Raw genomic sequence first — 26,983 nt, 5'->3', positions numbered from 1 at the left:
GCGGATGGAGCAGAGTCGAGCCCGTGCGTTCGACGAGTTCGTGGCTGCCCGATGGTCGGTGCTGGTCCACCTGGCCCGTCTGCTCGTCGGAGGCGATCGGCATCGGGCCGAGGACTTGTTGCAGGAGTCCTTGGTCAAGCTCTGGTTCGTCTGGCCCAGGGTCGCGGACGACGCACCGGAGCCGTACGTCCGCAAGGTGATGATGCGTGCGGCGGCACGCTCGGGACAGCGGCGTTGGTGGGGCGAACGCCCCGTCGAGCAGCTGCCCGAGACGGCCGTTGTCGGCGATGTGTCCGCGGACGTGGTGGAGCGTTCCCGGCTGGAGGCCGCGCTGGCCCAGTTGTCGCCGAAGCAGAGGGTGGCGGTGGTGCTGCGCTACTACCAGGACCTGCCCGAGGGGCAGGTGGCGGAGGTGCTTGGGTGTCCGGTGGGCACCGCTCGGTCCCATGCCGCACGTGGGGTGGCCCGGCTGAGGCAGCTCCTGGGCAATGTGAACGAGCCGGTGCGGTGAAGGAGAGCCCCATGGATCACTTCGAGCGGCATCTGGCGCAGATGATGCGCGACACCGAGGCGGCGCCCGCACCGTTCGAGCCGAAGCACCGGGAACGTCTCTGGGCAGGGGTGCGTGTCCGCCATCGGAGGCGGGCCGCGCGGAGGGCAGTCGGCTCCGTCCTGGCCGTCGTCGGACTCAGCGTCGGGCTGGCCCTGCTGCCCGGCCATGCAACCCGGGTCGAGCCCAGCCACCCCGGCCCACAACCCGCGACGAGCCCGCCGCTCTCCGCACCGCCCGCGATCCCCGACGCGTCCCCGAGCACACCCTCCCCCTCGGACACCTCCACCGCCCCCGCACCCCCGGACGGGACCGCCACAATCGCGCCGCCAGCCACGACCGGGAGTGCGGCCACGGCCCCCGAGACCCCGCCGGGGAGCACGGAGGACGCGTCGCCGCCCTCGACCTGGGCCCCGCCTTCGGGTACGGCAACCGCGCGGAACCAGCCGTCGACCACCTCGTCCTCGCTCGTCACTCCGTAACGCCGTAACGCCGTAACGCCGTAACACACCGTTGCCCCGAGTGTCTTCGGCCTGCCCCGCACAAAGTCACAAAAAGGATAAAACGTGAGAAACCAAGGTTCACTTGCCCTGAAGGGCCTGAGCCGACTGCCGCACCGCGCACCGGTGGCGACACACCACCCGGAGCCCGTCCTGGACGTAGTCATCCCCGTGTTCAATGAGGAGAGAGATCTGGAGCCGAGCGTGCGGCGGCTCCACGCACACCTGTGCGAGAACCTCCCCTATCCGTTCCGCATCACCATCGCCGACAACGCCAGCACGGACAGCACCCCGCGGATCGCCGCTCGGCTGGCGGACGAACTGCCCGAAGCGCAGTGGCTTCGACTGGCCGAGAAGGGGCGCGGCCGGGCGCTGCGTACCGCCTGGTCGCTCTCGCCGGCCCCCGTACTCGCGTACATGGACGTGGACCTTTCCACGGAACTGACGGCGTTGCTGCCGCTCGTGGCCCCGCTGCTCTCCGGTCACTCCGACATCGCCATCGGCACCCGCCTGGCTCCCGGTTCCCGGGTGGTGCGCGGCCCCAAGCGAGAGATCACCTCTCGTTGCTACAACGCCCTCCTGCGCTCCGTCCTCGCCGTGGGCTTCTCCGACGCGCAGTGCGGATTCAAGGCGGTGCGGCGTGATGTGGCAGAGCGACTGCTGCCCCTCATACAGGACTCGGAGTGGTTCTTCGACACTGAACTGCTGGTAATCGCCGAGCGTGCCGGGCTACGCATCCATGAGGTGCCGGTCGACTGGGTGGACGATCCCGACACCCGGGTCGACATCCTCGCCACCGCACTGGCCGACCTGCGCGGCATCGCCAGGATCGGCGGGGCACTGGTGCGGGGCACGCTGCCGCCGGGCGGGTCGCTCCGCGACGGTGGCGCCGACGCGCCGGGCAGGCTCGCCACCCAACTCGTGTGCTTCGCCGCCGTAGGAGCCGTCAGCACCCTCGTATACCTGCTGCTCTACGCGGTGCTGCGCCCGGCGGCCGGATCCCAGGCCGCCAACGCACTCGCGCTGCTGGTCTGCGCCGTCGCCAACACTGCCGTGAACAGGCGGCTCACCTTCGGCCTCCGTGGCCGCGGCGGTGTGCTGCGCCACCAGAGCAGGGGCCTGGTCGTCCTCCTGATCGGCCTGGCGATCACCGGCGGATCGCTCGCCGCCCTGCACCACGCGGTGCCCTCGGCCGGGCAGGCCACCGAACTCGCCGTACTCCTCGCCGCGACGCTGCTGCGGTTCCTGTTCTTCCGGGCATGGGTGTTCCGCGCATGAACAAGACCGCCGCCCGTACGACCGGGACCGGCACCCCGAGCTGGAACGCGAGGCTGTCTCAGCAGCCCGCCACCACGGGCCCCGACCACCGGCGCCGGCTGCGCCGTACAGTCGAGCACTACGGCCCCGTACTGGCCGTCTACGGCACGCTCAAGTTCATCGGCTTCGCCGCCTTCATGTGGCTGCTGCACTCCGCCGGGGACTACCGCACGAGGAACCCGCGCTTCGGCGGCGGCGCCAACCCGTGGGACGTCCTGGCCAGCTGGGACGGCTGGTGGTACCAGCAGATCGCCATGCACGGGTATGACCCTCGGCTAGTCCCGATCCCCGGCGCCACCGGCCCGATCACCCTCGAAGGGAACTCGGCGGCGTTCTTCCCGCTCTACCCGGCGCTGATGCGGCTGGTCTCCGAGCTCACCGGCCTCGGCCTGTACGGCGCCGGCCTGCTGGTCTCCGTCGTCGCCTCCTTGGCCGCCGCCCTGGGCATCTACGCCATCACCGAACGACTCGGCGGCCGACGGGCCGGGCTGGCCGCGGCCGGACTCTGGGCCGTCTGGCCCGGCTCCGGCGTGGAGTGGGCGGTCTACTCCGACTCACTCTACGTGGCCCTGGCCGTCTGGGCCTGCCATGCCGTCCTGAGCCGCCGCTGGCTCACCGCCGGTCTCCTCACCTGCGTGGCAGGGCTCAACCGGCCCACCGCCGTGGCACTGATCGCCGCCGTCGCCGTCGCGGCCCTGCTCGCGCTCCACCGTCGCCGGGACGGCATCCTGCGTCCGGTGGTCGCGGTGGCCGTCGCCCCGCTCGGCCTCCTCGCCTATCTCGGCTGGGTGGGTCACCGAATGGGGGACTACAGCGGCTACTTCAGACTTCAGTCCGGTGCCTGGGCCCACGAGTGGGACTACGGCCGACACACCCTCGACGTCCTCACATCCGTCCCGGTGGGCCACGCCGACTATCTCTCCGCCTGGCCCTTCGCGGACCTGATCGGCGTCGGTGTCGTCCTGCTCGCGATCGCACTGCTTTCGCTGCTGATCCGGCTGCGTCCCCCGGTCGTCCTGATGGTCTACACCGTCCTCACCCTTGTCCTCGTCCTCGGCAGTCAGCAGATATTCGGCAACGTCTCCCGCTATCTGCTCCCCCTCTTCCCGCTCCTTCTTCCGCTCGCCCTCGCCCTGCGCCGCCTCGGCCCGACCCACCAGCTCATGCTCCTCGGCATCGCGGCCCTGGCCTCCGGCTCGTACGCGGGCTACGGCCTCTTCGAACTCGGCGTCCCGTAACCAATGGCCCCAGAAATGGATGTCCAATGACCGGCCCTGCCCAGGCGTCGCGCTGGGCCCGGGCGCGGCCGCAGCGTGGCGGCCTCGGTCGCCATGGCCTGGCGGCGCAGAGCCGGCATCCGGCCCACCCACACCCCGGCCGTACCGCCGACGCCGTCGGCACTCGGATCGTGGAACCCGTCGGGATGGCCGGGGCTGTGCCTGCGGCGCTGGCCGGGGTGGGGCCGTGCCAGGATGGGCGCTGTGGTGTTCTTCCTCGCCGGGGTCCCTTAGGCTGCTCGTCCCCGGCCTCAGCCGCTCCGGTGCGGCCGGGGCCCGTCCGCCGAGGGCAACCGCTTCGCCCTGCAGGCCGGAGCGGTCCGGGAGCCGCTGACCGACCGTGACCAGTACGCGATCCGCGACCAGTGATCGACCGTGACCGACACCTCCGCAGGGAGCCCACCGTGAGCGCCGGCCAGGAAAATTCCGTGCCCACCATCGAGCGGGCGGTGCCCGACCTCGACCTCGCGCGCCGACTCGTGCGCGAGCAGTTCCCCCAGTGGGCCGAGTTACCGCTTCGCCCGGTCGAGCCGCAGGGCTGGGACAACCGCACGTTCCGCCTTGGCTCCGGCCTCACGGTCCGAATCCCCAGCGCGCGGGGCTACGACGCCCAGGTCGAGAAGGAGCACCGGTGGCTGCCGGTACTCGCCGAGGTACTGCCTCTGCCGATCCCGAAGCCGGTCGCCAAGGGCGCGCCGGGGCCGCTGTTCGACGGTCCGTGGTCGGTGTACGCCTGGCACCCCGGACAGACGCTCAACCGCGCCGGTGCCGGAGAAGTCGATGTGGCCGCTGTCGCGGTGGGCCTGGGCGAGTTCCTGACGGCCCTGCGCGCCGCGCCGACACAGAACGCTCCGCGGCCGGGGACGCACAACTGCTCGCGTGGCGCCGAATTCACGGTGTACGCCGACGAGGCCATCCTGGCTCTCGCCGGGCTCGCGTCCGAGATGCGGGAGGTGGGCGAGCGGTGCGTCCGCCGCGCCACGGAGTCTTCGTGGACCGAGGCACCGGTGTGGCTGCACGGCGACATCGCGCCCGGAAACCTGTTGCTGAGCGAGGGACGGCTATCGGCGGTCATCGACTTCGGCTGCTCCGCCGTCGGGGACCCCGCCTGCGACCTGGTGGCCGCGTGGACGGTATTCGACCGCGAGACGCGCCCGCTGTTCGTCCGCGCGACCGGTCTGGACCAGAACACCTGGCACCGCGCTCAGGGTTGGGCGGCTTGGAAGGCGGCGATCACCCTCGCCGGGGTCGACAGCACGCCGGAGGTGCAGTCGCTGGCGAAGCAGACCCTCGCCGAGCTGGCCGAGGACTTCGCGCAGCAAGCCTGAAGCGGGGGCGGGGATCAGGCCACCTGCACCAGGCTCCCCGCCGCCTCCAGCGAGCGGACGGCGCCGGCCTGACCCTCTACCGCGTCATCCGCGAACTGCAGCCGCTCCTCGCGACATGGGCCGGAGCCTGCCCCACCTGTCGCCGCGACATACCAAACACCACACCAACCTGACCAAGCCCTACCAGGTCCGGGATGTGCTGCCGCCGCCATTCAGCCTGCGGTTCTTCGACTCCGGACGCCAGCGGGAGCACGTCCCTGACACCTGGTGGCCACCGCGGGCCGGGCGCTGCTGCTCGACATCCGCCCACCCCCGCGACTGGGTCGACCTCGACGACTTCTACCGGCGCGGGCTGGTCCAGGGCCTCGACCTGCACGTCGGCGGCGAACGCGGACTGCTGCCCGCCGGCCTCGTCCAGGAGATCCGGGCGCTTGCCCACCCGCCGGTGCCCTGGGACGCCCGGCTGGCCCGCTGGTTCGACGAGTTCGTGCCCCGGCCGGAGCCCGTGCGCACCTACGCGAGGCCCGCCCGCCGGCAGGCGTCCACCCCCGACATTCCACGTGCCGGGCGGTACTTTCCCCCCGAGCAGGTCACCCGCTGCACCTTCGGCGTCGTCCTGGACACCTCCGGCTCGATGAGCACACGCCTGCTCGGCAAGGCGCTCGGCGCCGTCGCCTCGTACGCCGACGCCCGTGACGTCCCGGCCGCGCGGGTGGTCTTCTGCGACGCCGCCGCGTACGACGCGGGATACCTGCCGCCGGCGGAAATCGCTGGCCGGGTCCGTGTGCACGGTCGTGGCGGCACCGTCCTCCAGCCGGGCATCGACCTACTCCAGCGTGCGGACGACTTCCCGTCGACGGCGCCCGTACTCGTCATCACGGACGGCTATTGCGACGTGCTCCCGCGTCCGTACCGAACACGCGTACCTCGTCCCGGAGGGTGCCTCGCTCCCCTTCACGCCCCGGGGTCCGGTGTTCCGTCTGCGCTGAGGGCTGTCAGGCGCGTCGGTGGGGTGGCGCCGTCGGTAGGCCGGTACCACCTCTGGGCCCTCGACGGCCGGACCGGGGCCCGGTGCGGCAGCAGGCCCGCCGCACCGGGCGCCGGTTCACGGTGCCGGGGCGACCCAGCCCAGCAGCAAGGAAGCGGGAAATCGCCCGACGGCGGGAGGAACGCTCACGCATATCCGCAGAATTGGAGCGACGCCAGGGCCTTCCGCCCGCGACACGACAGGTCGAGAATGCGGTACGGCAACGCCTGCACGACCGTCTGCGGCGCTCTTCGTCGCCACACATGCCACCGCTGCCCGAAGCGTCCCGGATACAAGGGCCTCAGGCCGCCGGTCAAGAACGACTTCGCCCCAGGCCCGGATGACGAGTCGGCTGAATCGTCGTCGCCGAGCGCCCGGTCGGCCAGGGATCTGGCCGACAAGAGGTATGACCGGTTCGTGGCCAATCCGTACCTCGCGGCACGCCCCCTCGCGCACGTCCCTCCGCGCTCAACAGCGCCGGGCTCCACAGAAGCGCCACAGGGCCCTCGCGACTCCCACCTGCGAGCAGCCGGGAACAACCCTCGCGGCACATCGCGGGTCAGAGACGCCGCGATGGAGTGAGGGCCTGCGCGCAACCGGGCCACAGGGATGGCATACGATACGCGCGACCTTCATAAAGATCACTTAAGAGGATGTACACGTCATGGGAATCAGTGTTCCGTATCGTTCCCTTCGCAGCATATCTGCCGTTACCGCCCTGCTCGCGATCGGCGCGGTGGGATGCTCGGACGTCTCCGACGCCGTCGACAGCGCCAAGGACAGCGCGAAGAAGGTGACTCGTCAGCGCTCGGTGTTCTCGCTGGACGTCGGCGACTGCTACAACCCGAACGGCAAGGTCGAGGGGACGGCGTACGCCGTCGAGATCGTGCCCTGCAACGAGGCGCACGAGGGCCAGGTCGTCGGCGAGTTCGCGATCGACAAGGGCAAGGAGTACCCCGGCGACGACGGGGTCTCGACGATCGCGGACACCCGCTGCCCGGTCGAGGCGCAGAAGTACGCCCCGGACACCTGGGCGCTCCCCGCGGGCGTCGCCCTCTTCTACTACACCCCGACGAAGGAGAGCTGGGCGACGGGTGACCGCGCGGTGAGCTGCACCTACACCGCAGAAAAGGGCACGTTCAGCGGCTCGCTGAACACCGCGAAGTCCCTCAAGCCCGAGCAGACCACGTACCTCAAGGGTTCGAACGCGGTCTACGAGGCCCTGTGGGCGAACCAGTCCGAGAAGGACGCCGTCGAGGACGACCTGGCTGGCTACAAGGCACAGGCCAAGGCTGTCGCAGCCGCCCTCGACGCACATGTCAAGGGCCTGGACGGCATCGAGGGCACCGAGGTCGGCAAGCTCCGCGCGACGCTGACGAAGGCGGCCGGGAACTGGAAGAAGGCCGCGAACGCCGCCGACGCCGACGCGTTCTACATCGCCTACGACCCGGCGTTCGCCGACATCGACCCGAACAAGTCGGTCGCCGCCCGCAAGGAACTGGGCCTGGCCACCACCGTCCCGGCCGACGAGGCCGAGGTCTGGGCGGGCTGACGCTCCGCCGCAGCAGCGGGGCCGTGTCCGTCAGCTTGAGTCGGCCCCGCAGAGCGGTGTTGTTGGCACGCGGGGTAGCGGTTGGTTCCACGCGACCTGCTCGATCGCCGCTACCGGATCGCCTCCCGTGAAACGACCCGCGGATCGTGATCGCCGCAGGGCTCGTGATCGTTGGCGCCGTTGCGGCCCTCCTGATTCGGGGCGAACGGTTTTGCCACGTCATAGCGAGGTGACCGGCGTCTGTTCGGGGTGCCGGGCGGTCGTCCGGGGCCGGGTCGGCGGGGTCTCGGTGCTCTGGTGGGGCAGGTCTTCGTCTAGGGTGTCGAGGATGCCGCTTGTCGAAGTGACCTATGCGCCCACGGTGCCCGAGCCCCGGCTACGCGAACTCGGCTCGATGCTGCCGCACCTGGTGTCCCTGGCTGTGGAGTGCCCCGAGGAGCCGTACGACAACGAGCCGTCAGCCCCTACGACACCACGAGTTCAACCTCAGTAGCTGGCGAATCAGTCATCCGGTTGGCAGGGTTGCGTCATGAACGCCCAGCTCCATGACGTGTCGGCCTCTTCCTGGCTTGGTGCCCCGATCGATGCCCGCTCCTTGTTCGCGCCGGAGCATGCCGCGCTGATGACGACCCTGCGCGGCCTGGCGCCCGCCGACTGGGGCAGGGAGGCGGTACCGGGCTGGAACGTCCGGGACCTTGCCGCCCACCTTCTGGGCGACTTCTACGGGCGCCTCGCCCGGGACCGGGACGGCCACCGGGACGGGCCCTCTTTCGTGCCGGGCGAGACGCTGGAGGCGTTCATCCACCGCATCAACCAGGAATGGGTCGACGCCTGTCGCCGGGTGAGCCCGGCCGTGCTCACCGACACCCTCGATCTGGTCGGTGGGCAGGTCGCGCGGTTCTTCGAGACCACCACCCCCAACGCGCCGTCGCTCGGGGTGTCCTGGGCCGGGATCGACCCGGCGCCGATGTGGCTGGACACCGCCCGCGACCTCACCGAGTTCTGGACCCACCGCCAGCAGATCCGCCACGCCACCGGCCAGGACACCGACCCCGGCCCACGGCTGCTGTCCGTCGTCATGGATACCTTCATGCGGGCCCTGCCACACACCCTGCGCGAGGTCACCGCGCCCGCCGGCACCCAGATCCAGGTGCGGATCGACGGCCCAGCGGGCGGCAGCTGGACAGCGACCGCCACCGGGACGCGTTGGTCGCTGGCCGAGCCGGGGAATGGACATCCCGCCGCCGTCGTCGGACTGGACACGGAGACCGCCTGGCGCCTGTGCACCCGCGGCATCCAGCCGAACACCGCCCTGGTCCACGCCAGGATCGACGGCAATCGACAACTCGCCGAAGCAGCCTGTCAGATCGTCTCCATCATCTACTGACTCAGGCCATTACACAGTGACATCGGTGTCCAGTTGCTTCCCCGGTAACTGGCCGCCGGTGGGCAATGCGAACTGGCCGCCAACACAGAGGTCAGCTGGCCTTCGCGGGCTTCTCAGCTCGTGCCCGGGTGCTGGCCAGGCCACCGAGCAGGAAGTGAGGGATCCCCAGGAGCCCCCTCACCGACGCTGTCTGCCATACCTACAACCGTGTGGGCGTGTGTCTGGTCATGATCGACGAAATTCACCGCTTCAATCGCCGCACCACCACTGGTGCGGAGACCGCCGACCTCCTCAAAGACCTGACCGAACGCATCAGGGCGACGTTCGTGTACGCGGGCGTCGACGTCACCCCGACCGCCTTGTTCAGCGGTGCGTGTGGTGCGCAACTCGCCGCACGCGCGAGCCAGTTAGAAGCTACAACTAAAATGACTGCCTCAGGCAGGAGTATCAAGTGTCACCGAATCCCCCTCGCTACCCGCTCTCGCTGTCGCGATAGGGTGTAACACCCAGGAGTGCGTCCAGGCAGGGAGCGTGACGGATGACCGACGGAGCCAGGGTGACCCCCCGCGAGAGGTACCGGAACCAGGTACGTACGGAGATCAAGGAGCGGGCATGGGAGCAGATCGCCGATGCCGGGGCATCCGCGCTCTCCCTGAACGCGATCGCCAAGCAGCTGGGCATGAGCGGGCCCGCGCTCTACCGATACTTCGCCGGTCGCGACGAACTGATCACCGAACTCGTCCGGGACGCTTACCGCAGCCTGGCCGACGCCTTCCGGTCCGCGGCGGAGACGGGCTCCGACCTCGCCGGGCTCGCGCATGTACTACGCGGCTGGGCCCTCGACGACCCTCAGCGGTACTTCCTCGTCTACGGCACACCCGTGCCCGGTTATCACGCACCCGATGACATCACCACGATCGCGTCGGAGATCATGGCGGTCCTCCTCGACGCCTGCGCCGCACTGCCGGCGGACGCCGCCGTGACGCCCCTCGACACACACCTGGAAAGCCACCGGCAGTGGGCGGGCGAGCACCCCGCCCCGCCCTCGGCCCTCCGCCGGGCCCTCGCGTTCTGGACCCGGCTGCACGGCGTCCTCTCCCTGGAACTCGCCGGGCATTTCGCCGGAATGGGCTTCGACCCTGCCGTACCCTTCACGGCGGAGCTCGACAAACTGCTCGCCGACTGAGCCGAGGAACGGCCGCCCGCTCCGGGCACGGAGCAGCATCGACGGTCCCTTGCACCGTGCCGGACGCCCCGGCCACCATGTCCGGCCGGACAGGCATCTCGGGCAGCCGGGCGACGACATCGTCGTCACCGCAACACCTGCCGCACGCCGACAGGCCACCAACCTGCGAACACCGCCCACACCACGAACGCGCCGAGCGGCCTCGAAAAGGGGCCCGCCCAGGCCCGATGCCCGCCACCGACGTCCTTCGAGAGCTTCCCGGGCCGGGACCGGGCCGGGACCGGGCCGGGAAGAGCCCACGTCCGGACCACCCGACCGTCACCCGACACGTGAAGTGGTACGGCTTCCCCACCACTCTGCGGGCAGCCGAGCCGCCGCAAGCCCGTCGAGCTCATCCGCCCCGAGGTTCCGCCACGCGCCGCTCGAAGTGCACGCCCCCGTACGCCGTGTCAGGGCGTGCGGCTCGTGTCGATCAGGGCGACCAACGCGTCGATACCGCCCGCCGCTGCGATCTGTTCCGCCAGGACCCCGGCCCGGTCTCGGTAGCCCTGGTCTCCCAGCACGCGGCGGGCGGCCTCACCCAGTGCCTTCGCCGACGGGTGGTTGGTACGCATCCCCACGCCCACACCGGACCAGGAAACCCGGGCGGCAACCTCGGCCTTGTCCTCGGTGGCCCCGGCGACCACGAGCGGGACCCCGTGGCGCAGCGCGAAGTGCACGCCGCCGTACCCGCCGTTGGTGACCATCAGGGCGACACGGGGCATCAGCGCGTCGTACGGCACGAACGCGGCCGCTCTCACGTTGTCGGGCAGCGCGGTCGCCCATGTCTGTGTTCCGCGGCCTCCGGTGGCAACAACAACGGTCACGTCCTCGTCCGCCAGCGCCGTCACCGCCGGATTGATCAGCTCGTCGAAGTCGGTGTTGGCCGCTGTGCCCTGGGTGACCAGTACGATCGGGAGGTCGTGATCGAGCTCGCTCCACCAGTCGGGCAGCGGATGGTCGTCGGCGGAGCTCCGGCCCAGCGGCCCGATGAAGTGCACCGGTGCGGTCGCGCCGGGGCGCGGGTACTCGAACCCCGGGACGGTCAGCTGCACCAGATCGTCCGCCAGCGCGGGCCAGTCGAGGAACAGGCCCGGCAGCGGGCGGCCGGTGATCCGTCGGCACAGGCCCGACAGGTCCCGCTGCTGCGCCGGGAAGACCACCCGCCGCACGAGCGCGGTCAGCGCCCGGTTCCGTACTCGGCCCAGTGGTCCGCCCATGGGCGGCAGGCCGAGTCCGAAGGGGGCGGCATCGGGGCCTGTCAGCGGCAGCGGAACAATGCCCGCCAGCATCAGCCGCGGGCGCCGGTCGCGAGGCAGCAGGGCCAGTGGGGCGGCGCCGAGGAACAGCGGTTCGGCCAGCACGACGTCGATGCCGTGGGCGTCGATCAGTGCGGTGACGGTCTCGTACTGCGGCTCGGCCGCACGGAAGAACATGTGGTCCAGGTCGAAGCGCATCGCGGCGAGGCCGCGTTTCCCGGCCCGCTCCGGATGGGAATCGGCCCAGGTGTCGTCGAAGTCCACCGCTTCCGGCAAGGGCGCGAATTCGGCTCCGGTGGCCCGGACCCGTTCGGCGAAGCGGCGGCCCGTCACCATCACCACGCGCTGTCCGGCCGCGACCAGACCACGAGCGACCGCGAGCAAGGGAGTGACGTGACCTTCGGCGGGTGACGAGCAGATCAGTGTTCCGGGCATGCGCGACTTCCCCCTGCGCTAACATTGGTTAACGTCTAAGAGTATTGACTACCCTTCAAGGAAGTTCAAATGAGTGGGGCGGAACGCCGCAGCTACAGATCGACGCTGCGCGCCGGACAGGCCGAGGCGACGAAACGACGAGTCCTCACGGCAGCCGCGGACCGCTTCGCAGAGCGCGGATACGGGCGGACGACGCTGGCCGAGATCGCCGCCGACGCAGGCGTCTCGGTCGAGACCGTCAAGGGCTACGGGCCCAAGCGCGCCCTCCTGCTGGCAGCGTTCGAGCAGACCTTCGCCGGATCCGAGGGTTCGGCGCCGCTGCTGGAGCGCGAGCAGTTCATGGCGATCGAGCATCTGGAGGGCGAGACCTACCTCACCGCCGGCATCGAACTCATCGCCACAGCGAACGCCCGCTCGGCCGGCCTCTGGCGCGCCTTCGTCAGCGCCGCGGACACGGAGGCCGACGTCCGGGCCACGCTTGATCAACTGCTCGACCACCGCCGCGCCGACATCGGGGAAGCCGTCGGCCGGTTGCGGCGCCGCGGCCTCGTGAACGTGTCCGCGGACGAGGAGACCGCCGCTGTCCTGTCCTTCGTCCTCTCCCCGGAAGGGTACGAACAACTTGTCCTCGAAGCCGGATTGACTGAGCGTCAATACCGCGACCACCTGGCCCGACTCGTCGCGACGGTACTGCGCCCCGGCCCCTGAGCCGTCTTGAACGGGAGCACGGGGGCGGTTGCGCTCCCGTGGGCGTGGCATGAGGATGAACAGCCGGTCCACGGACACGTCTTCGTGACATCCGCGAGGTAGGGGGATCAAGGTGCGGCGCACTGAGGTGGCCAGACGGTTGGGCGGTTTCGTCCGCGAACACCGCACGGACGGTGGCAGGCGGCTGCGACAGGCGGGCATTCTGCTGGGCGTCGGCGCCGTCGGGCTGGCCTTCGGGGTACCCGTCGCGGTCGCTTCGATCGGCACCACCGACGGCGCGCCCCAGCTGGCGGGGCTGTTGCTCGGAGTCGGGCTGATGGGGGCCGGGCTGGGGATCTGGCGGATGATGCAGGCGTTTCGTACCCGGGAGCAGTGTTTCGACATCCATGAACGCGGGTTGACCCATCGGGTGGCGGGCACCGCCAGCGTGATCCCCTGGGAGGACATCACACAGGTGGGTGCTCACGGCGACGACAGCCGGCCTCTGGCCGAAGCCCGCGGAATGGGCTTCACCTGTGACATCACGCTTCACAGCGGCCGCAGGATTCGTGTCGACACGTTCACCGAGGACGCCCGCGAGCTGGCGCTGGTGGTCCACCGAGCGGTACACCTGGGGCAATTCCCTCAGGGCCGGGGACGTCGGTAGACCGAGCGGCTCGGCGGCCGACCGCCCGGGCCCGGTCCGCCCGGCGTGCAAGACGTCGCGTTCACCCCGTCGCCGCTCGCCACCCGGATCGTCTCCGGTGTCGGCTTCACCGGCGGGGCCTGCTCGTCGTCACCGGACTCCGTGCGGGGGCCGTTCGAGAAGGTCGGCCGAATTGCGCCCTACCGGACCTGACGGCCCTTCCGGACCCTGAACCGTATGGGGGACACCGATTCCTTCCCGGCAGGCCCGGACCGCCCCGACGACGACTTCCAAGCCCTTCGCGAAGGCGCCACCGCCCCGCCGCCTCCGGAACCGCCCGACTGCCCGGACTGCGGCCTTCGACAAGACCGGTACCCCACCCTCTACGAAGGGCACTGGGTACTCCTCGAACCCGGCATCGCCGTGCCCTCTCATCATCTCCCACCCCGCCGGCGATGGGTGATCGGCGTGGACGGCACCGCGATCAACACCTGGGACGCCGAACCCACCCCCGGCGCCTTCTGCCATGTCCCACACCACCTCGTCTGTCCCTGTCCCAACGTCGGCGCCGCATGGCCCTGGCCCTGGGGGGCCGCGATGCGCGAGGAGAACGACCGTCGCTCGCAACGGCTGTTCGAGCTTCCGACCCCGGGGCTCCGCCCGGTACGGGACGAGATGTGAGCGGGCCTCGGACCCCCACCGGTCCGAGGGCCGTCGACGATGCACCCCGGCGGCGCGACGAAACCACCGGATCGGGGTTCTGGACAGGCGGGTTCCGGTACGGGGCCGGTCCTGACACCCTTGATCGCGCTCGGTCTCGTGTCACTCGTGCGAGCGGCAGAGCACTGGTTGGGTCAAACGGTCGCGGTCGCCGGTCGGACCGTTCTCCCCCGTCGGTCGACCGGCCGGTGACTCAGGGGCCGGGAGGTGGGGCATGGGGCCGGACACCTCGTCGTACGGCCGGGCATGCGACCGGGTGTACGAGCCCTCGCCCGGCGGGCCCTGCCTCCTTCCCCTGCCCGGCACCGTCGACGCGCTGCGTGCGGCCGGGACCCGTCACGGTTCGATCCCGTCCGGTCCGCCGATGCGTCTGGAGCCGGGACGGCTTGCGGACCACGACTCGGCCGCGTATCCGATCGCCTGTGGTCGGCACCTGCTGGACCACACCGTGCGACAGCGCGCGAGCCGCCCGGCCACCACGGTTCGTACCCGAACCTCCGTCCTGGGCCTGGCAGGGGACGCGAGCCGGGTCGGCGGAGCGCTCGTCGAGAACCGGACGGGTCGCGCGTCCGATCGGCCCGATCCGCACGTGCCGAGGCACGCTCAATCGCCGCCGCTTCCACGAGGGCTGCACCCCGCGGAGTTCGTCGCGACCGGTGACGCGGTGACCGCGCTGGACCCGGTGTACGGGCACGGCACGGCGGTCGCCGCCCAGTGCGCCTCCGCACCCGCCGTGGCCCTGGCCCCGCGCGTCCCCGCCCGGGGTCGACCGGCGGCCGCCGTAGCGGCGATCGGCCGTTTCCCGCAAGTGGTCGAACCCACCAGCCCGTCCTGACCTTCCTCCCGCCACGGTCGCCTCCCGCCCGCACCGGCCAGGAATCGACCACCGGCCCACGAGGCCCCCGGCCGTGTGCCCGGCGCCGGGCACACGGCCGGGGCATAGCACCGCGGCATGGTCAGGCGTGAGGTACCCGGCGCCGCGGTTCTCCGGGAGCCTGGGGCCGGTCAACCCCCACAGACACACCTCGCGTGTCCCATGAAACGAGGAAGCATGCGCATATCCAGGCTGGTCCCCGCCGTCTCGGCCGCCGCGGTCTCCGTCCTCGCCCTGCTCTCCCCCACCGCCTCGGCGGCCGAGTCGGTCCCGGCCCAGGCGGCGCCGGTGACCAAGGCCGTACAACCGATCATCGGTGGCGGATACGCCCAGAACGCCCCCTGGGCCGCCCGGCTGTACTCCAACGGTCAGGAGACGTGTTCGGCCACGATCATCGCGCCGACGTGGATTCTCACGGCCAAGCACTGTGTCGCCGGTGGCGGGCTGTCCTTCCGCATCGGCAGCCTCGACCAGTACAGCGGCGGCACCGTGGCGAACGGCATCCAGACCTACACCCACAGCGCCGACCTGGCGCTGGTGCGCCTGGACCGTTCCGTCCAGGGGACGTACTCCCAGCTCGGACAGGCCGGGACGGTACGGGTCGGGCAGAACGTACAGGTGTGGGGCTGGGGTGCCACCTCGCAGTGCGGCTCGGAGGCCAACTGCCAGTCCCGTTACCTGAAGGTGGCCAACGTGACCGTGACCAGTGGCTGCACCGATGCCTACGGCGGCTCGGCGATCTGTGCCCGGCGCGGCGACGGCATCACCGCCGGCGGCGACTCCGGCGGCCCGATGACCCTGGGTGGTGTCCAGGTCGGCGTCGCCTCCACCAGCGACCGCCAGACCACGACGGCGTACACCAACGTCACCGCGTACCGCTCCTGGATCCAGTCGATCGCCGGCGTCTGATCACACGAGCAGGCATGTCCGGCCGCCGTCGGGACCGGCCCCGGGACCGGTCGCGAACTGCGTGAGGAATCTCTGACGGTCCGTGGCACCCGCGCTGCATGCGTGGGCGCCACGGACCGTGGCCGTTCGTCACGTCGGCCGTGCTCCGGGAGCGCGGGAAGGCGGAGAGCGTCCCGCCGACGCCCGCGCGACGACGAGGCTCTCGCATGCCCGTACGCTGTACGTGCCCGGCCCATCCCGTGATCATGAATCCCGCGGACCGGGAACGGATGGCGCCGATCCTCGGGGCGCCCCAGGGGTCCGCAGGCGCTCGCCGTCGTGGTCCCGTGTTCCGGCGACGTTGCCGGGCCCGAGCCGGGTATTCCCCTTTCGCGGCCGACTCCGGCCCTCGTGATTATGCATGGCGACATCATTTTGCATACAGCGCAAAATTGCATAGCATGCACATTCATGAGTACCGCCGACCAACCCCTCGGGCTGCGCGAACGCAAGAAGCGCGCGACACGTGATGCCCTGGCGGGTGCGGCGCTGCGCATGGCCGCGGACCGCGGAATCGAGAACGTGACCGTGGAAGCGGTCACCGAAGCGGTGGGCGTCTCCGTCCGCACCTTCTTCAACTACTTCCCGTGTCTTGAAGACGCCATCACACGGTCCTGCCAGGACAACGCCGAGCGGATGCGCCGGGCCGTCCTCGACGCGCCCGAGGAACTCTCGGCACTCGGCGCCCTGCGTGAAGCCATCGCGCAGGAGCTGGCCCATATCGAGGAGGACCACGAGCGCTGGGAGCTCCAGACGGCCGTGCTCAAGAGGAATCCGTCATTGCTGCCCGGCTTTCTGGCCACCCAGGGCGCGGACGAACGCGCGCTGATCGCGGTGGTGGCGGAGCGCCTCGGCCAGGATCCCGACTCCGACCTCCACCCCAGGCTTCTCGTGCACGTGACGATCGCCGCCGTACGCGCCGCCGTCGAGCTGTGGGTGGCCTCCGGGCGCACCCACACGTTCGAGAGCACCTACCGCGAGGCGTTCGCTTCGCTGGCCGCCGGTCTGAGCGACTGAAACACATCCGGGTCCCCCGCCGGGGCCCTTTCACCAGAAAATGAGGAACGTCAGCCGATGACCGCTGCTGTCACACCCGACGCCGGGGCCGCCGATGCGCCCGTTGAGGCCGCGCCGGCCATGACTCGTCGTCACATACTTCAGGCCATGTCGGGCCTGATGGCCGGCATGTTCGTGGCCATCCTGGCCTCCACGGTGGTCTCCAACGCCCTCCCCAGGATCATCGCCGATCTGAACGGCAGCCAGTCCTCGTACACCTGGGTGGTCACCGCCGAGCTCCTGGCGATGACGGCGACCGTCCCGATCTGGGGCAAGCTGTCCGACCTCTACGACAAGAAGCTGCTCATCCAGCTCTCCCTGTCGATGTTCGTCGTCGGCTCGCTCGTCGCCGGCTTCTCGCACAGTGTCGGCCTGCTCATCGTGAGCCGCGTGGTGCAGGGCATCGGAGCGGGCGGTCTCACCGCGCTCGCCCAGGTCGTGATGGCGGCGATCATTCCGCCGCGTGAACTCGGCCGCTACTCCGGGGTGTTCGGCGCCGTCTTCGCCGTCGGCACGGTCGCGGGACCGCTGATCGGCGGTGTGCTCGTCGACACGTCGTGGCTGGGGTGGCGCTGGTGCTTCTTCATCGGTGTGCCGTTCGCGTTGCTGGCGATCGTGCTTCTCCAGCTGACCCTGAAACTGCCGACGGTCCGCCGGGAGGTGAAGATCGACTATGTCGGTGCCCTCCTCATCATGAGCGGGGTCAGCGCCCTGCTGCTGTGGGTGACCCTCGCCGGCAACCGGTTCGACTGGCTGTCCTGGCAGACCGCCGCCCTGGTCGTCACCGGTGTGGTTCTGCTGGTCGCCGCGGTCGTGGTCGAGTCCAGGGTCCCGGAACCGATCATCCCGCTGGACATCTTCCGCAATCGCACGGTGACACTGACGACGGTGGCGAGCCTGCTGGTCGGTGTGGCCATGTTCGGCGGCACGGTGTTCCTCTCCCAGTACTTCCAGATCTCGCTCGGCAAGACACCGACCGTGGCGGGGCTGATGAGCCTGCCGATGATCCTCGGTCTGATGATCTCCACGACCGTCGCCGGGCAGATCATCTCCGCCCGGGGCAAGTGGAAGGGCTTCCTGATCGCGGGCGGCATCATCATGACCGCGGGCATGGGCCTGCTGGCCACGATCGGTGCGGACTCCTCGTTCGGGCTGCTCAGCGTCTACATGGTGGTGCTCGGCGTCGGCGTCGGCATGCTGATGCAGAACCTGGTGCTGGCGGCACAGAACGACGTACCCGCGTCGGAGCTCGGCTCGGCGACCTCGGTCCTGTCGTTCTTCCGCAGCCTCGGTGGGGCGATCGGCACGAGCGCGCTGGGCGCCGTGCTCGGCCACCGGGTGACGAGCGAGCTGGAGAAGAGCTTCGGCGGGGCGGCCGGCGGGGGCTCGACGCACGGCATCCCCGACCTCAGCACCCTGCCCGCCCCGGCCCGGCAGGTGGTGGAGCACGCGTACGGAGTAGCGACCGCCGAGGTGTTCCTGGTCGGAGCCCCCTTCGCGTTCCTCGCCCTGATCGCCGTGCTGTTCATCAAGGAGAAGCCGCTCAAGACGACGAGCGGCATGGAACGGCTCGCGGAGGAGAACGCCGCGGCGGCGAAGGCATCGACCACGCCGACGCACTGAACGGATCGCATCGCACCGGGTTCCTCGGGAAGCGCCGTCGGACCCGGGCTCCATCCGCGGGCGGGCAATCCTGCGGCCTGCGCGTGGGAGTGCGACGCGCACGGCGGCGGAGGGCGGCACGCCGGTCCGGGCCGGCTTCGAACACCGGCCCGCGACGGCGTGCCGCCCGCTGCTTCTTGGGCGAAGACCGACGAGGGCAGGCACGACCGCATTTTCCCATTCACCGGAATTCCGTCATTTGCCGACGGGCGTCCGGTGCGGCTTCAGCGTCCGCGCACCGTCCAGCCCGCGTTCCCCTGCCGGTCGGAGGCTGTTGATCTTGCGACCGTACGTTTCCAGCCATGTCTCGTCGATCAATTCGCGTTGCTTCCGCGCTGCTGACCGCAGCCGTACTCGTCCCCTTGTTCACGGCCCCGCCCGCCGGTGCCGGAACCAAGTCGTCCGGCTCCGCTCCGGCAGATGGCCGGGTCGTCGTCTCCGAAGACTTCTCCGGCAATTCCCTGCCTGCGGGATTCCGGCCCGCCGAGGGCACCTGGGAGGTCAAGAACGGCCGGTTGTACGGCACGTCGGCCGACAGCAACCAGCAGAGCCGGATCACCTTCGGCGAACACCTCAACGACTTCCGCATCGAGGTGACCGCCCGGTTCGAGTCGGTGAAGGACTCCGCCCGTTGGACGGCGATGGGGCTGGACGTCCCCGCCAACGGCTCCGTCCCGTGGTCGATCGCCACCATGCGCAGCGGCACCACCGCCTCCAACGGCCTGGAGTTCGCGCAGCGCACCCCGACCGGTACGTGGAACGTCACCGACACCGCCGCCGCGGCCTCGGCGGCCGGGACCGGCCGCGACGTACGCATCGCCGTGGAGGTCCACGGCACCAAGGCCCGCTGGTTCTTCGACGGCCGCGAGGCCATGCGCACCACCCGTGTCGCCCGCTCCGCCGAGGGCGTCGAGGCGCTCGTCGTCAACGGCTCCACGGTCTCGTTCGACGACCTGAAGGTCACCGAACTCCCCTCCGAGAGCTGGATCCGACCCGCCGGCTCGCCGATGACCGTGATCGCCCACCGCGGCGCCTCCTCGGCCGCCCCGGAGAACACTCTGGTGTCCGACGAGGTCGCCCGGCGCGGCGGAGCCGAGTACATCGAGAACGACGTGCAGCCGAGCAAGGACGGTGTCCCGTACGTTCTGCACGACAGCACGGTCGACCGCACCACCGACGGCAAGGGCGCCGTCCGCAATCTGACCTCGGCCCAACTGGACGCGCTGGACGCCGGTTCCTGGTTCGGTCCTTCCTACACGGGCACCCGTATCCCCACCCTGGCCGCGCAGCTCGACGACCTGCGGAGCCGTGGCGGCAACCTGCTGCTGGAGATCAAGGGAGCCCACACCCGCGACGAGGTCGCCACGATCGTCAAGACCATCCGGGACCACGGCATGACCGACCGGGTGTTCGTGCAGAGCTTCGAGGTGGACGCGCTGAAGTACACCCGCGAGCTGGCGCCCGAGCTGCCGCTCGGCCTGCTGCGCGGTTCTCTGGACGCCGACCCGGTGGCCCTCTCCAAGGAGCTCGGCCTCGCCTCCTACAACCCGTCGGACGACGCGCTGTCCAAGCGGCCCGGCGTCGTGGCCGACCTGCACCGCGCGGGCGTCGCGGTAATGGTCTGGACGGTGGACAGCCCGGCCCGCTGGCAGGCTCTGGAGGCCGGTGGGGTGGACGGCATCATCACCAACCGCCCGGCCGAGCTGGCCGGTTGGAACGCGGCCCAGCAGCAGGATCGTCCCACGCCGCCGGCCGCACCGACCGTGACCATCACCTCCCCCGTCGCCTCGGCGTCGTTGGACCGCTCGCAGACCCCGGTCGCCGCGGTCCAGGCCACCGGCGCCGACAAGGTCACCCTCACCCTGGACGGTGACGCCGTCACGCCCGGCAAGCCGCTCGACCTCACCGCGCTGGCCGCCGGAAAGCACACCCTGCGTGCCGAGGTCACCGGCCCCGGCGGCACTGCGCACGCGACTTCGACCTTCACCGTCCGTGCCACCCCGACCGGTCTGGCTCACCTGGTCCTGACCTCGGGCGCCGATGCCAACCGGGTCGCCACGATGACCACCATGCTGGGGCACCGCCACTACTCCCAGCTCGCCAACTGGGCCGCTCACCAGTCCGGGAACGGCCTGGACGCCGCTCGCGCCGCGCTGATCGTCGCCGAGGCCCGAGCCCTGGCCGCCGGATAGCACGCAACACCGGCGTCCTGCCGGCCGGGTGTTCCGGATCGACCGGTCCCGGACATCCGGCCGCGGGATCGGCCGCATGCCGGAGGAGCAGTGGGGGCGCGGCAACGCCGCGCCCCCACGCGGGTTTGGCGACTGTGCGGAGACGAACGGCCGGGCACGGCGGCAGCGCTCGGCCGACACCGACGGGAGTGCGAGGGCCCGGTTGCCCGGGCCGTTTCCGCTCGGCTCACGCCACGTCCGGGATGCGCGCGATTCCTCCGCCCGTCCGGACGCGGAGTCACACGCCCTGCGTCCCGCCCTCGGCCTCCTTCGGCATCGCGGGCGGGGCCTCCTTGCTGAGCGGAGAACCGTCCACTAGGTTCAACGGCTGCCGGACAGCTGTCCGGTCGAATTCACCATGCCGTCGGATCCGGCCGGTGCGGCAGAGCGGTCGATCCCGGCCACCGGCTCTCCCGTACCCGCGTCGCCCCACTCCCCCGGACGAGTCCGGCCTCCGGAAGAGGTCCGCTCCTCCGCAGGCGCCCGGCCGGACCGTCTCGATCCGGCACGCGTCCGCAATGCGAAAGAAGGCTGAGCATGGCCCCATCGACATCCAGCGTCATCACCCTGAGCGTCAACGGCGAGCAGCACACGTTACCCGTCGACCATCGCACCACACTGCTCGACGCCCTGCGTGAGCGCCTCGACCTGACCGGCACGAAGAAGGGGTGCGACCAGGGCCAGTGCGGCGCCTGTACGGTGCTGCTCGACGGACGCCGCGTCGTTTCCTGTCTCCAGCTGGCGGTCGCCGCCGAGGGGGCCGCGGTCACCACCATCGAAGGCGTCGCCGACGGGGACCGGTTGCATCCGGTGCAGCAGGCATTCATCGACCTGGACGGCTATCAGTGCGGCTACTGCACGCCCGGGCAGATCTGTTCGGCTCTCGCGGTGCTCGAGGAGCACGCGGCGGGCTGGCCGAGCTCCGTGACCGCAGATGTCCGGCCCGAAGAGGGAGTGCCCGCGCTCACCTCCGAGGAGATCCGTGAGCGGATGAGCGGCAATCTGTGCCGGTGCGGCGCGTACGTGTCGATCGTGGCCGCCGTGGCACGGGCCGCGGAAGCCGGAGCCGGGGCGGAGGCCGGAGAAGCGTCCGCGGCCGACGCGGAGGCCGGGGCCAAAGGGGCCGTGGCGTGAGGGAGTTCGGTTACGAGCGTGCGCTCGACGTCCCGGGTGCGGTCGCCCTCCGCGGCACCGGTCCCGAGGCCCGGTTCCTCGGCGGCGGTACCAATCTCGTCGACCTGATGAAGGCCGGTGTGGAGCGGCCCGCACTGCTCGTCGACATACGCCGGCTCCCCCTCGACCGGGTCGAGCCGACGACCGACGGCGGACTGCGCATCGGGGCGACGGTCACCAACAGTGATCTGGCGGCCCATCCGGACGTGCGGCGCCGCTACCCCGCGCTCGCGCAGGCGGTCCTGGCCGGCGCCTCGGGCCAGTTGCGCAACATGGCCACGGTGGGCGGGAATCTGCTCCAGCGGACCCGTTGCGGCTACTTCACCGACGTCAGCGGTCCCTGCAACAAGCGCTCGCCCGGCAGTGGTTGCCCGGCGATCGCGGGTGAGCACCGCAATGCCGCGATCCTCGGCGCGTCCGAGCACTGCGTGGCCGTCCATCCTTCCGACATGGCGGTCGCGCTGGCCGCCCTCGACGCCGTCGTCGTGTACGAAACGGCCGACGGACCGGGCGAGTTGCCGATCACCGGGCTGTATCCGCCGATGGGCGACGCCCCGCACGTCGAGACCGCCCTGCCACCCGGCGCGTTGGTCACCGGCGTCACACTGCCACCGCTTCCTTCCGCGGTCGGCTCGCGGTACCGGAAGGTGCGCGAGCGGGCCTCGTACGCGTTCGCGATCGGCTCCGTCGCCGCCGCGCTCGACGTCCGGGACGGTGTCGTGCGCGATGTGCGTCTCGCGTTCGGGGCGGTCGCGTCCCGGCCGTGGCGGGCCCGGGCGGCAGAGCGGGCGCTGGTCGGCGGTCCGGCCGGTGCGGAGGCGTTCGGCGCCGCGGCGGACGCCGAGCTGGCGGCGGCCGGGCCGCTGCCTGGGAACGCGTACAAGGTGGCGCTGGTGCGTGACCTGGCCGTCACCGTTCTGACCGAACTCGCCGAGGAGGCCGCCCGATGACCACGACGACCGAGGCAGCCGCGCCGACGAGGGCCGTCGGCTCCGCGCACGCCCGTGTGGAGGGCCGGGCCAAGGTCACCGGGGCGGCCCGCTATGCCGGGGAGATCTCTTTCGCCGATCTGGCGCACGGCTGGCTGGTGCTGTCGTCCGTGGCCCGCGGCCGTGTCCGCCGGGTCGAGGACGCCCCCGTCCTGGAGATGCCGGGCGTGCTCGCCGTGCTGCACCACGGGAACGCGCCGCGCGTCGACACCGACTACGTGGGCATGCTGGGGCGGCCGAACCCGGTCCTCGGACTCTTCCAGCACGACCGGGTGCCCTTCGCGGGCTGGCCGGTGGCGCTGGTCGTGGCGGAGACGTCCGAGCAGGCCCGGGAGGCCGCCGAGGCTCTGGTGGTCCGGTACGACGAGGAACCGCACGACGTGGCGTTCGACGCCGGGCGCGCCGACGCCTACACGCCGCGGAACAACCCGATGATGCCGGCCGAGACCGAGAAGGGGGACGTGGAGGCCCTGCTGGGTGATTCCGCCGTCGTCGTGGACGAGGAGTACACCACTCCGGAGGAGCACCACCATCCGATGGAGCCGCACGCGGCGACGGCCCACTGGGACGGCGGACGGCTCGATGTCGTCGACTCCAACCAGGGCAGCACGTGGGTGGCGGGCGAACTCGCCAAGCTCTTCTCGCTCGACCCGGCTCGCGTGCGCGTACGGTCCGAGCACGTCGGCGGTGCCTTCGGCTCGAAGGGCGTCGGCCCGCACCAGGTGGCCGCCGTCATGGCCACGACCATGCTGAACCGTCCGGTCCGCGTCGTACTGACCCGCCGTCAGATGTTCTCCCTCGTCGGCTACCGCAGCCCCACGGCACAGCGCGTCAGACTCGGTGCCGACGCGGACGGGCGGCTGCGCGCGTTCGACCACCAGGCACTGAATCTGTCCTCGACGGTGCACGAGTTCATCGAGTCGAGCGCCGTGCTGGGACGCGTGATGTACGACGCCGACGCGCATCACACGCTTCACCGGCTCGTACGGCTCGACGTGCCCACCCCGTCCTGGATGCGCGCGCCCGGCGAGGCACCGGGCTCCTTCGCCCTCGAATCCGCCCTCGACGAACTGGCGGAGAAGTGCGGCATCGACCCGATCGCACTCCGCGTGCGCAACGAGCCGGTGACGGGGCCGGTGTCGGGGCTGCCCTTCAGCAGCCGCAACCTGCTCGCCTGCTTCGAGGAGGGGGCCCGAAGGTTCGGCTGGGCGGACCGCGACCCTCGTCCGGGCGTGCGCCGCGAAGGGCGCTGGCGGCTCGGGACCGGAACGGCGGCGGCCACCTACCCGTCCGGAGTCGGCCCGTCCACTGCGGCCGTGACCGCGGAGACCGACGGGACGTTCACCGTGCGGATCAACGCGGCGGACATCGGTACCGGGGCGCGGACCGCGATGGTCCTCGTGGCCGCCGAGGTGCTGAAGGCGGCTCCGGACCGTATCCGTGTGCGCATCGGGGACAGCGACCTCGGCCCGGCGATGATCGCCGGTGGTTCGATGGGGACGCGTTCCTGGGCCTGGGCGGTGACGCTCGCGGCGGAAGAACTGGTGAAGCGGCTGGCCCTCGGCGGCGGAATCCCGCCCGAGGGAATCACCACCCGCTCGGACACCGCCGAGGCCGTCGGCTCGCTGACGAAGAAGGAACGGCACTCCTTCGGGGCGCAGTTCGCCGAGGTCGCCGTGGACGTCACCACGGGTGAGGTGCGGGTGCGGCGGCTGCTCGGCATCTTCGCGGCGGGCACCATCGTCAATCCGCTCACCGCCCGCAGCCAGTTCATCGGCGGGATGACCTGGGGCCTGTCCATGGCTCTCCACGAGGAGGCGGTCAGGGACCGGGCGTCCGGCGTCCATGTCGGCGCCGACCTCGCCGGGTACCACTTCGCCACGCACGCGGACGTGCCGCTCATCGAGGCGGACTGGGTCGACGATCCCGTGCCGGACGATCCCGTCGGCATGAAGGGCATCGGCGAGATCGGTGTCGTGGGCGTCGCGGCCGCGATCGCCAACGCCGTGTGGCACGCGACCGGTGTACGCCACCGGCACCTGCCGATCCGCCCGGACCGGATCCTCATCGCGTCCTGAGGACGGCCTGGGGGCGGGGGACGCGGTCGGGCACCGGGTGACCGGAGCCGGGCCGGCATGCCCGGCGTGGCCGGGGGCGGCACGAGCCCTTCCCGGCCACGCCGGCCGATCCGCCGCAGGTCGTAAGGCCGCTGACGTAGGTGCGGGGTACTGCCGCACGACGACGACACGGCGTCGGGAGCGGTGAAAGGCTGGCTCGTGTGACGACGGCGGGCGGACGGCCGGCGCCGACGGACGAGCACCATGTCTCTCGCGGCCGGCCGCCGCCGCGCCCCGTCCGATTCCGCCTCCCGCTGACGGGACGGGCATGCCTGTCCCGAAGGAGATCGTGTGACCATCTTCAGAGCAGCCGCGCGCCGTGTCTCGGCCGTGGGCCTCGCCCTCACCGCCTGTCTCACCGCACTGCCCACCGCGACGGCGGCCGCCTCGGACCGCGACGACGGCGTGGCGCGATCCGGGGCCGGACTGGGCCGCTACTACCATCAACGCCTCGACTGGCGCAGCTGTGTCCTGGGCCCGGACGACGCGCCGGGGAGCGCTCTGGAGAAGGCGGGCGCGCGCTGCGCGGACGTGACTGTTCCGCTCGACTACTCCGATCCCGGCGGCCGTACCCTCACCGTCGCGATATCCCGGCTCCGGGCCACCGACACCCGGCACCGGGTCGGGCCGCTGATCATCAACCCCGGCGGCCCGGGCGGTTCCGGCCTCGATCTCCCTCCGCTCATCCGCGCGGCGATGAAGGACACAGGCCCGCGCTACGACATCATCGGCATGGATCCGCGCTTCGTCGGCCGCAGCACTCCCCTGGACTGCGGCTGGCCCGTCGGCCTCTCCCTCTTCTCCTCCGGTGTCGGCAGGGCCGGGTTCGACCGCCAGGTCGTCCTGCAGAAGAGCCTGGCCGACCGGTGCCGGGCCACCAACGCGTCCGTGCTGCCGCACGTCACCACCCGCAACACCGCCCGCGACATGGACGTCGTCCGGGGCGCGCTGGGTGAGCGGAAGATCTCCTACCTGGGCTACTCGTACGGCACCTACCTGGGCACCGTCTACAGCCAGATGTTCCCTGGCCGCTACGACCGGATGGTGCTCGACGGGGCGCTGGACCCCCGTCGCTACAACCCTCGTCTCATGAAGGGCCTGGAGCGCGAGAACGACCGCGCGCTCGCGGACTGGGCCGCCTGGGCGGCTCGGCGCGACAGCGCCTACGGACTCGGTCGCACGCGTGACGAGGTGCTCACCACGGTCGAACACGTCATCGACGCGGCCGCCCGGCGGCCGCTGACGATCGGTACCGCCCCCGAGGTGTTCCGACTCGACGACACCCAGGTGCCCTTCGTGGTCTTCATCGGGATCGCCGACGACACCGATGAGGCGCGGGCCGTCCTCGGCGAGCAGGTGTCCGTCCTGGCCGAGGCCGCGAAGGGACACCCGACCCGGCTCTCCCCCCAGTTCGCGGCGATGCTCCGGTCGACGCTCGGCGGTGAGGGCTCCCAGACCGGCAGTGCGCAGTCCGCGATCCTCTGCGGGGACGCGAGCGCCCCGCACGACCCCGAGTCGTACTGGCGGGACATCGAACGCAGCCGTGCCGCACACCCGGTCATCGGCCCCATCGCCAACAACATCGGGCCGTGCGCCTTCTGGGACCGGCCCCGCGAGAAGCCCACCCAGGTGCGTCACGACGCATCGGCCCTGATCGTCGCCGCCACCGGTGACCCGCGCACTCCGTACACCGGAAGCGTCGCGCTGCGCGGCCTGCTGCCCAGCTCCAGGCTGGTCACTCTCCAAGGTGCCAACCGGCACACGCTGTACGGCACGTACGGCAATGCCTGCGTGGACGACCAGGTCAACCGTTACCTGGCCACCGGCAGGCTGCCCGCAGCGGACCTGACCTGCGTCAAGCAGGGCGGATAGCGCCCTGCGGTTCGCTTCGTCGAGGGGGTGAGCCGGCATCACACCGTAGGCGCGGTGGCGGGCACCGAGGTCTCCGCTGCGGCCGGTGCCGCGCCTCCGGCCCTCGTGGACGCCGTGAACACACGGGACCCCGGCCCGATTCCGGCGGGCC

At 71.1% G+C, this 26,983-nt stretch carries 23 protein-coding genes and 1 pseudogene; 23 read left to right on the top strand and 1 reads right to left on the bottom strand.

The window, feature by feature from the left end:
* Positions 1 to 4: 4 nt before the first annotated feature.
* The 10 genes and pseudogenes from AMK22_RS30795 (at position 5) to AMK22_RS30755 (ending at position 10,124) form a co-directional block, all read left to right on the top strand.
* Positions 5 to 511: a SigE family RNA polymerase sigma factor gene (locus tag AMK22_RS30795; RefSeq protein ID WP_073790409.1), complete on the top strand. Its 507-nt coding sequence runs from the start codon at positions 5 to 7 to the stop codon at positions 509 to 511.
* 11 nt (positions 512 to 522) lie between these two features.
* A complete protein-coding gene (locus tag AMK22_RS30790; RefSeq protein WP_073790407.1) occupies positions 523 to 1,032 on the top strand; it encodes a hypothetical protein in 510 nt (169 codons plus the stop codon).
* Positions 1,033 to 1,116: 84 nt separating this feature from the next.
* Entirely contained in the window at positions 1,117 to 2,328 is a 1,212-nt protein-coding gene (locus AMK22_RS30785; protein ID WP_443333329.1) for a glycosyltransferase, read from the top strand.
* A complete protein-coding gene (locus AMK22_RS30780) occupies positions 2,325 to 3,605 on the top strand; it encodes a glycosyltransferase family 39 protein (RefSeq protein WP_079186488.1) in 1,281 nt (426 codons plus the stop codon). Before AMK22_RS30785 ends, AMK22_RS30780 begins: the two co-directional genes overlap by 4 nt.
* 443 nt (positions 3,606 to 4,048) lie before the next feature.
* A complete protein-coding gene (locus tag AMK22_RS30775; RefSeq protein WP_242434208.1) occupies positions 4,049 to 4,972 on the top strand; it encodes an aminoglycoside phosphotransferase family protein in 924 nt (307 codons plus the stop codon).
* A 310-nt stretch (positions 4,973 to 5,282) separates the two neighbouring features.
* Positions 5,283 to 5,961, top strand: a pseudogene (locus tag AMK22_RS30770) (vWA domain-containing protein); the annotation flags it as partial.
* Between the two features lie 702 nt (positions 5,962 to 6,663).
* Positions 6,664 to 7,551 (top strand): septum formation family protein, encoded by an 888-nt coding sequence (locus AMK22_RS30765; RefSeq protein WP_073790403.1) that lies wholly within the window; start codon positions 6,664 to 6,666, stop codon positions 7,549 to 7,551.
* Between the two features lie 328 nt (positions 7,552 to 7,879).
* Entirely contained in the window at positions 7,880 to 8,044 is a 165-nt protein-coding gene (locus AMK22_RS39685) for a hypothetical protein (protein ID WP_158072093.1), read from the top strand.
* Positions 8,045 to 8,080: 36 nt separating this feature from the next.
* Entirely contained in the window at positions 8,081 to 8,938 is an 858-nt protein-coding gene (locus AMK22_RS30760; protein WP_073790402.1) for a maleylpyruvate isomerase family mycothiol-dependent enzyme, read from the top strand.
* Between the two features lie 538 nt (positions 8,939 to 9,476).
* On the top strand, positions 9,477 to 10,124 hold the full coding sequence (locus tag AMK22_RS30755) for a TetR/AcrR family transcriptional regulator (RefSeq protein WP_073790400.1): 648 nt from the start codon (positions 9,477 to 9,479) through the stop codon (positions 10,122 to 10,124).
* A 449-nt stretch (positions 10,125 to 10,573) separates the two neighbouring features.
* Here AMK22_RS30755 and AMK22_RS30750 read toward each other — a convergent pair whose 3' ends face one another.
* Positions 10,574 to 11,857: a glycosyltransferase gene (locus AMK22_RS30750; protein WP_073790398.1), complete on the bottom strand. Its 1,284-nt coding sequence runs from the start codon at positions 11,855 to 11,857 to the stop codon at positions 10,574 to 10,576.
* 69 nt (positions 11,858 to 11,926) lie between these two features.
* Between AMK22_RS30750 and AMK22_RS30745 the strand changes: the two genes are divergently transcribed.
* The 13 genes from AMK22_RS30745 (at position 11,927) to AMK22_RS30690 (ending at position 26,832) form a co-directional block, all read left to right on the top strand.
* Positions 11,927 to 12,565, top strand: coding sequence for a TetR/AcrR family transcriptional regulator (locus AMK22_RS30745; protein WP_073790396.1), 639 nt, complete (start codon positions 11,927 to 11,929; stop codon positions 12,563 to 12,565).
* A 139-nt stretch (positions 12,566 to 12,704) separates the two neighbouring features.
* Positions 12,705 to 13,211 carry a hypothetical protein gene (locus AMK22_RS30740; RefSeq protein ID WP_242434207.1) on the top strand — a complete coding sequence of 169 codons (507 nt, stop codon included), beginning with the start codon at positions 12,705 to 12,707 and terminating at the stop codon, positions 13,209 to 13,211.
* Between the two features lie 45 nt (positions 13,212 to 13,256).
* The gene (locus AMK22_RS39680; protein WP_158072092.1) at positions 13,257 to 13,403 is read left to right on the top strand and encodes a hypothetical protein; all 147 of its coding nucleotides are present in this window, start codon (positions 13,257 to 13,259) and stop codon (positions 13,401 to 13,403) included.
* A gap of 24 nt (positions 13,404 to 13,427) precedes the next feature.
* Positions 13,428 to 13,871, top strand: a complete 444-nt coding sequence (locus AMK22_RS30735) for a DUF6083 domain-containing protein (protein ID WP_073790392.1) — start codon at positions 13,428 to 13,430, stop codon at positions 13,869 to 13,871.
* Positions 13,872 to 14,124: 253 nt separating this feature from the next.
* A complete protein-coding gene (locus tag AMK22_RS30730; RefSeq protein WP_073790390.1) occupies positions 14,125 to 14,745 on the top strand; it encodes a hypothetical protein in 621 nt (206 codons plus the stop codon).
* 216 nt (positions 14,746 to 14,961) lie between these two features.
* Entirely contained in the window at positions 14,962 to 15,693 is a 732-nt protein-coding gene (locus AMK22_RS30725) for a S1 family peptidase (RefSeq protein WP_073790388.1), read from the top strand.
* A gap of 450 nt (positions 15,694 to 16,143) precedes the next feature.
* Positions 16,144 to 16,749, top strand: coding sequence for an acyl-CoA-like ligand-binding transcription factor (locus AMK22_RS30720; protein ID WP_073790386.1), 606 nt, complete (start codon positions 16,144 to 16,146; stop codon positions 16,747 to 16,749).
* A gap of 57 nt (positions 16,750 to 16,806) precedes the next feature.
* Positions 16,807 to 18,411, top strand: coding sequence for an MDR family MFS transporter (locus AMK22_RS30715; RefSeq protein ID WP_073790384.1), 1,605 nt, complete (start codon positions 16,807 to 16,809; stop codon positions 18,409 to 18,411).
* A 341-nt stretch (positions 18,412 to 18,752) separates the two neighbouring features.
* Positions 18,753 to 20,642 carry a glycerophosphodiester phosphodiesterase gene (locus AMK22_RS30710; RefSeq protein WP_073790382.1) on the top strand — a complete coding sequence of 630 codons (1,890 nt, stop codon included), beginning with the start codon at positions 18,753 to 18,755 and terminating at the stop codon, positions 20,640 to 20,642.
* Between the two features lie 576 nt (positions 20,643 to 21,218).
* Complete coding sequence (locus tag AMK22_RS30705) at positions 21,219 to 21,815, top strand: 2Fe-2S iron-sulfur cluster-binding protein (RefSeq protein ID WP_073790380.1); 597 nt, start codon at positions 21,219 to 21,221, stop codon at positions 21,813 to 21,815.
* Positions 21,812 to 22,804, top strand: a complete 993-nt coding sequence (locus AMK22_RS30700) for an FAD binding domain-containing protein (RefSeq protein WP_073790378.1) — start codon at positions 21,812 to 21,814, stop codon at positions 22,802 to 22,804. The genes AMK22_RS30705 and AMK22_RS30700 overlap by 4 nt, the downstream gene beginning before the upstream one ends.
* Complete coding sequence (locus AMK22_RS30695) at positions 22,801 to 24,921, top strand: xanthine dehydrogenase family protein molybdopterin-binding subunit (protein WP_073790376.1); 2,121 nt, start codon at positions 22,801 to 22,803, stop codon at positions 24,919 to 24,921. Before AMK22_RS30700 ends, AMK22_RS30695 begins: the two co-directional genes overlap by 4 nt.
* A 330-nt stretch (positions 24,922 to 25,251) precedes the next feature.
* A complete protein-coding gene (locus AMK22_RS30690; protein ID WP_073790374.1) occupies positions 25,252 to 26,832 on the top strand; it encodes an alpha/beta hydrolase in 1,581 nt (526 codons plus the stop codon).
* Positions 26,833 to 26,983 lie beyond the last annotated feature (151 nt).

It is taken from the genome of Streptomyces sp. CB01580, assembly GCF_001905795.1.
Classification (GTDB): domain Bacteria; phylum Actinomycetota; class Actinomycetes; order Streptomycetales; family Streptomycetaceae; genus Streptomyces.
The sequence above is the reverse complement of the archived record's forward strand: the minus strand, read 5'-3'. Positions and strand labels throughout refer to the sequence as shown.

What these genes read in the sequence shown, in the direction of transcription:
- AMK22_RS30795 (WP_073790409.1), top strand. Translation starts at nt 5, where the DNA reads ATGGAGCAGAGTCGAGCCCGTGCGTTCGACGAGTTCGTGGCTGCCCGA.
- AMK22_RS30790 (WP_073790407.1), top strand. Translation starts at nt 523, where the DNA reads ATGGATCACTTCGAGCGGCATCTGGCGCAGATGATGCGCGACACCGAG.
- AMK22_RS30780 (WP_079186488.1), top strand. Translation starts at nt 2,325, where the DNA reads ATGAACAAGACCGCCGCCCGTACGACCGGGACCGGCACCCCGAGCTGG.
- AMK22_RS30765 (WP_073790403.1), top strand. Translation starts at nt 6,664, where the DNA reads ATGGGAATCAGTGTTCCGTATCGTTCCCTTCGCAGCATATCTGCCGTT.
- AMK22_RS39685 (WP_158072093.1), top strand. Translation starts at nt 7,880, where the DNA reads ATGCCGCTTGTCGAAGTGACCTATGCGCCCACGGTGCCCGAGCCCCGG.
- AMK22_RS30760 (WP_073790402.1), top strand. Translation starts at nt 8,081, where the DNA reads ATGAACGCCCAGCTCCATGACGTGTCGGCCTCTTCCTGGCTTGGTGCC.
- AMK22_RS30755 (WP_073790400.1), top strand. Translation starts at nt 9,477, where the DNA reads ATGACCGACGGAGCCAGGGTGACCCCCCGCGAGAGGTACCGGAACCAG.
- AMK22_RS30750 (WP_073790398.1), bottom strand. Translation starts at nt 11,857, where the DNA reads ATGCCCGGAACACTGATCTGCTCGTCACCCGCCGAAGGTCACGTCACT.
- AMK22_RS30745 (WP_073790396.1), top strand. Translation starts at nt 11,927, where the DNA reads ATGAGTGGGGCGGAACGCCGCAGCTACAGATCGACGCTGCGCGCCGGA.
- AMK22_RS30735 (WP_073790392.1), top strand. Translation starts at nt 13,428, where the DNA reads ATGGGGGACACCGATTCCTTCCCGGCAGGCCCGGACCGCCCCGACGAC.
- AMK22_RS30730 (WP_073790390.1), top strand. Translation starts at nt 14,125, where the DNA reads ATGGGGCCGGACACCTCGTCGTACGGCCGGGCATGCGACCGGGTGTAC.
- AMK22_RS30725 (WP_073790388.1), top strand. Translation starts at nt 14,962, where the DNA reads ATGCGCATATCCAGGCTGGTCCCCGCCGTCTCGGCCGCCGCGGTCTCC.
- AMK22_RS30720 (WP_073790386.1), top strand. Translation starts at nt 16,144, where the DNA reads ATGAGTACCGCCGACCAACCCCTCGGGCTGCGCGAACGCAAGAAGCGC.
- AMK22_RS30715 (WP_073790384.1), top strand. Translation starts at nt 16,807, where the DNA reads ATGACCGCTGCTGTCACACCCGACGCCGGGGCCGCCGATGCGCCCGTT.
- AMK22_RS30710 (WP_073790382.1), top strand. Translation starts at nt 18,753, where the DNA reads ATGTCTCGTCGATCAATTCGCGTTGCTTCCGCGCTGCTGACCGCAGCC.
- AMK22_RS30705 (WP_073790380.1), top strand. Translation starts at nt 21,219, where the DNA reads ATGGCCCCATCGACATCCAGCGTCATCACCCTGAGCGTCAACGGCGAG.
- AMK22_RS30695 (WP_073790376.1), top strand. Translation starts at nt 22,801, where the DNA reads ATGACCACGACGACCGAGGCAGCCGCGCCGACGAGGGCCGTCGGCTCC.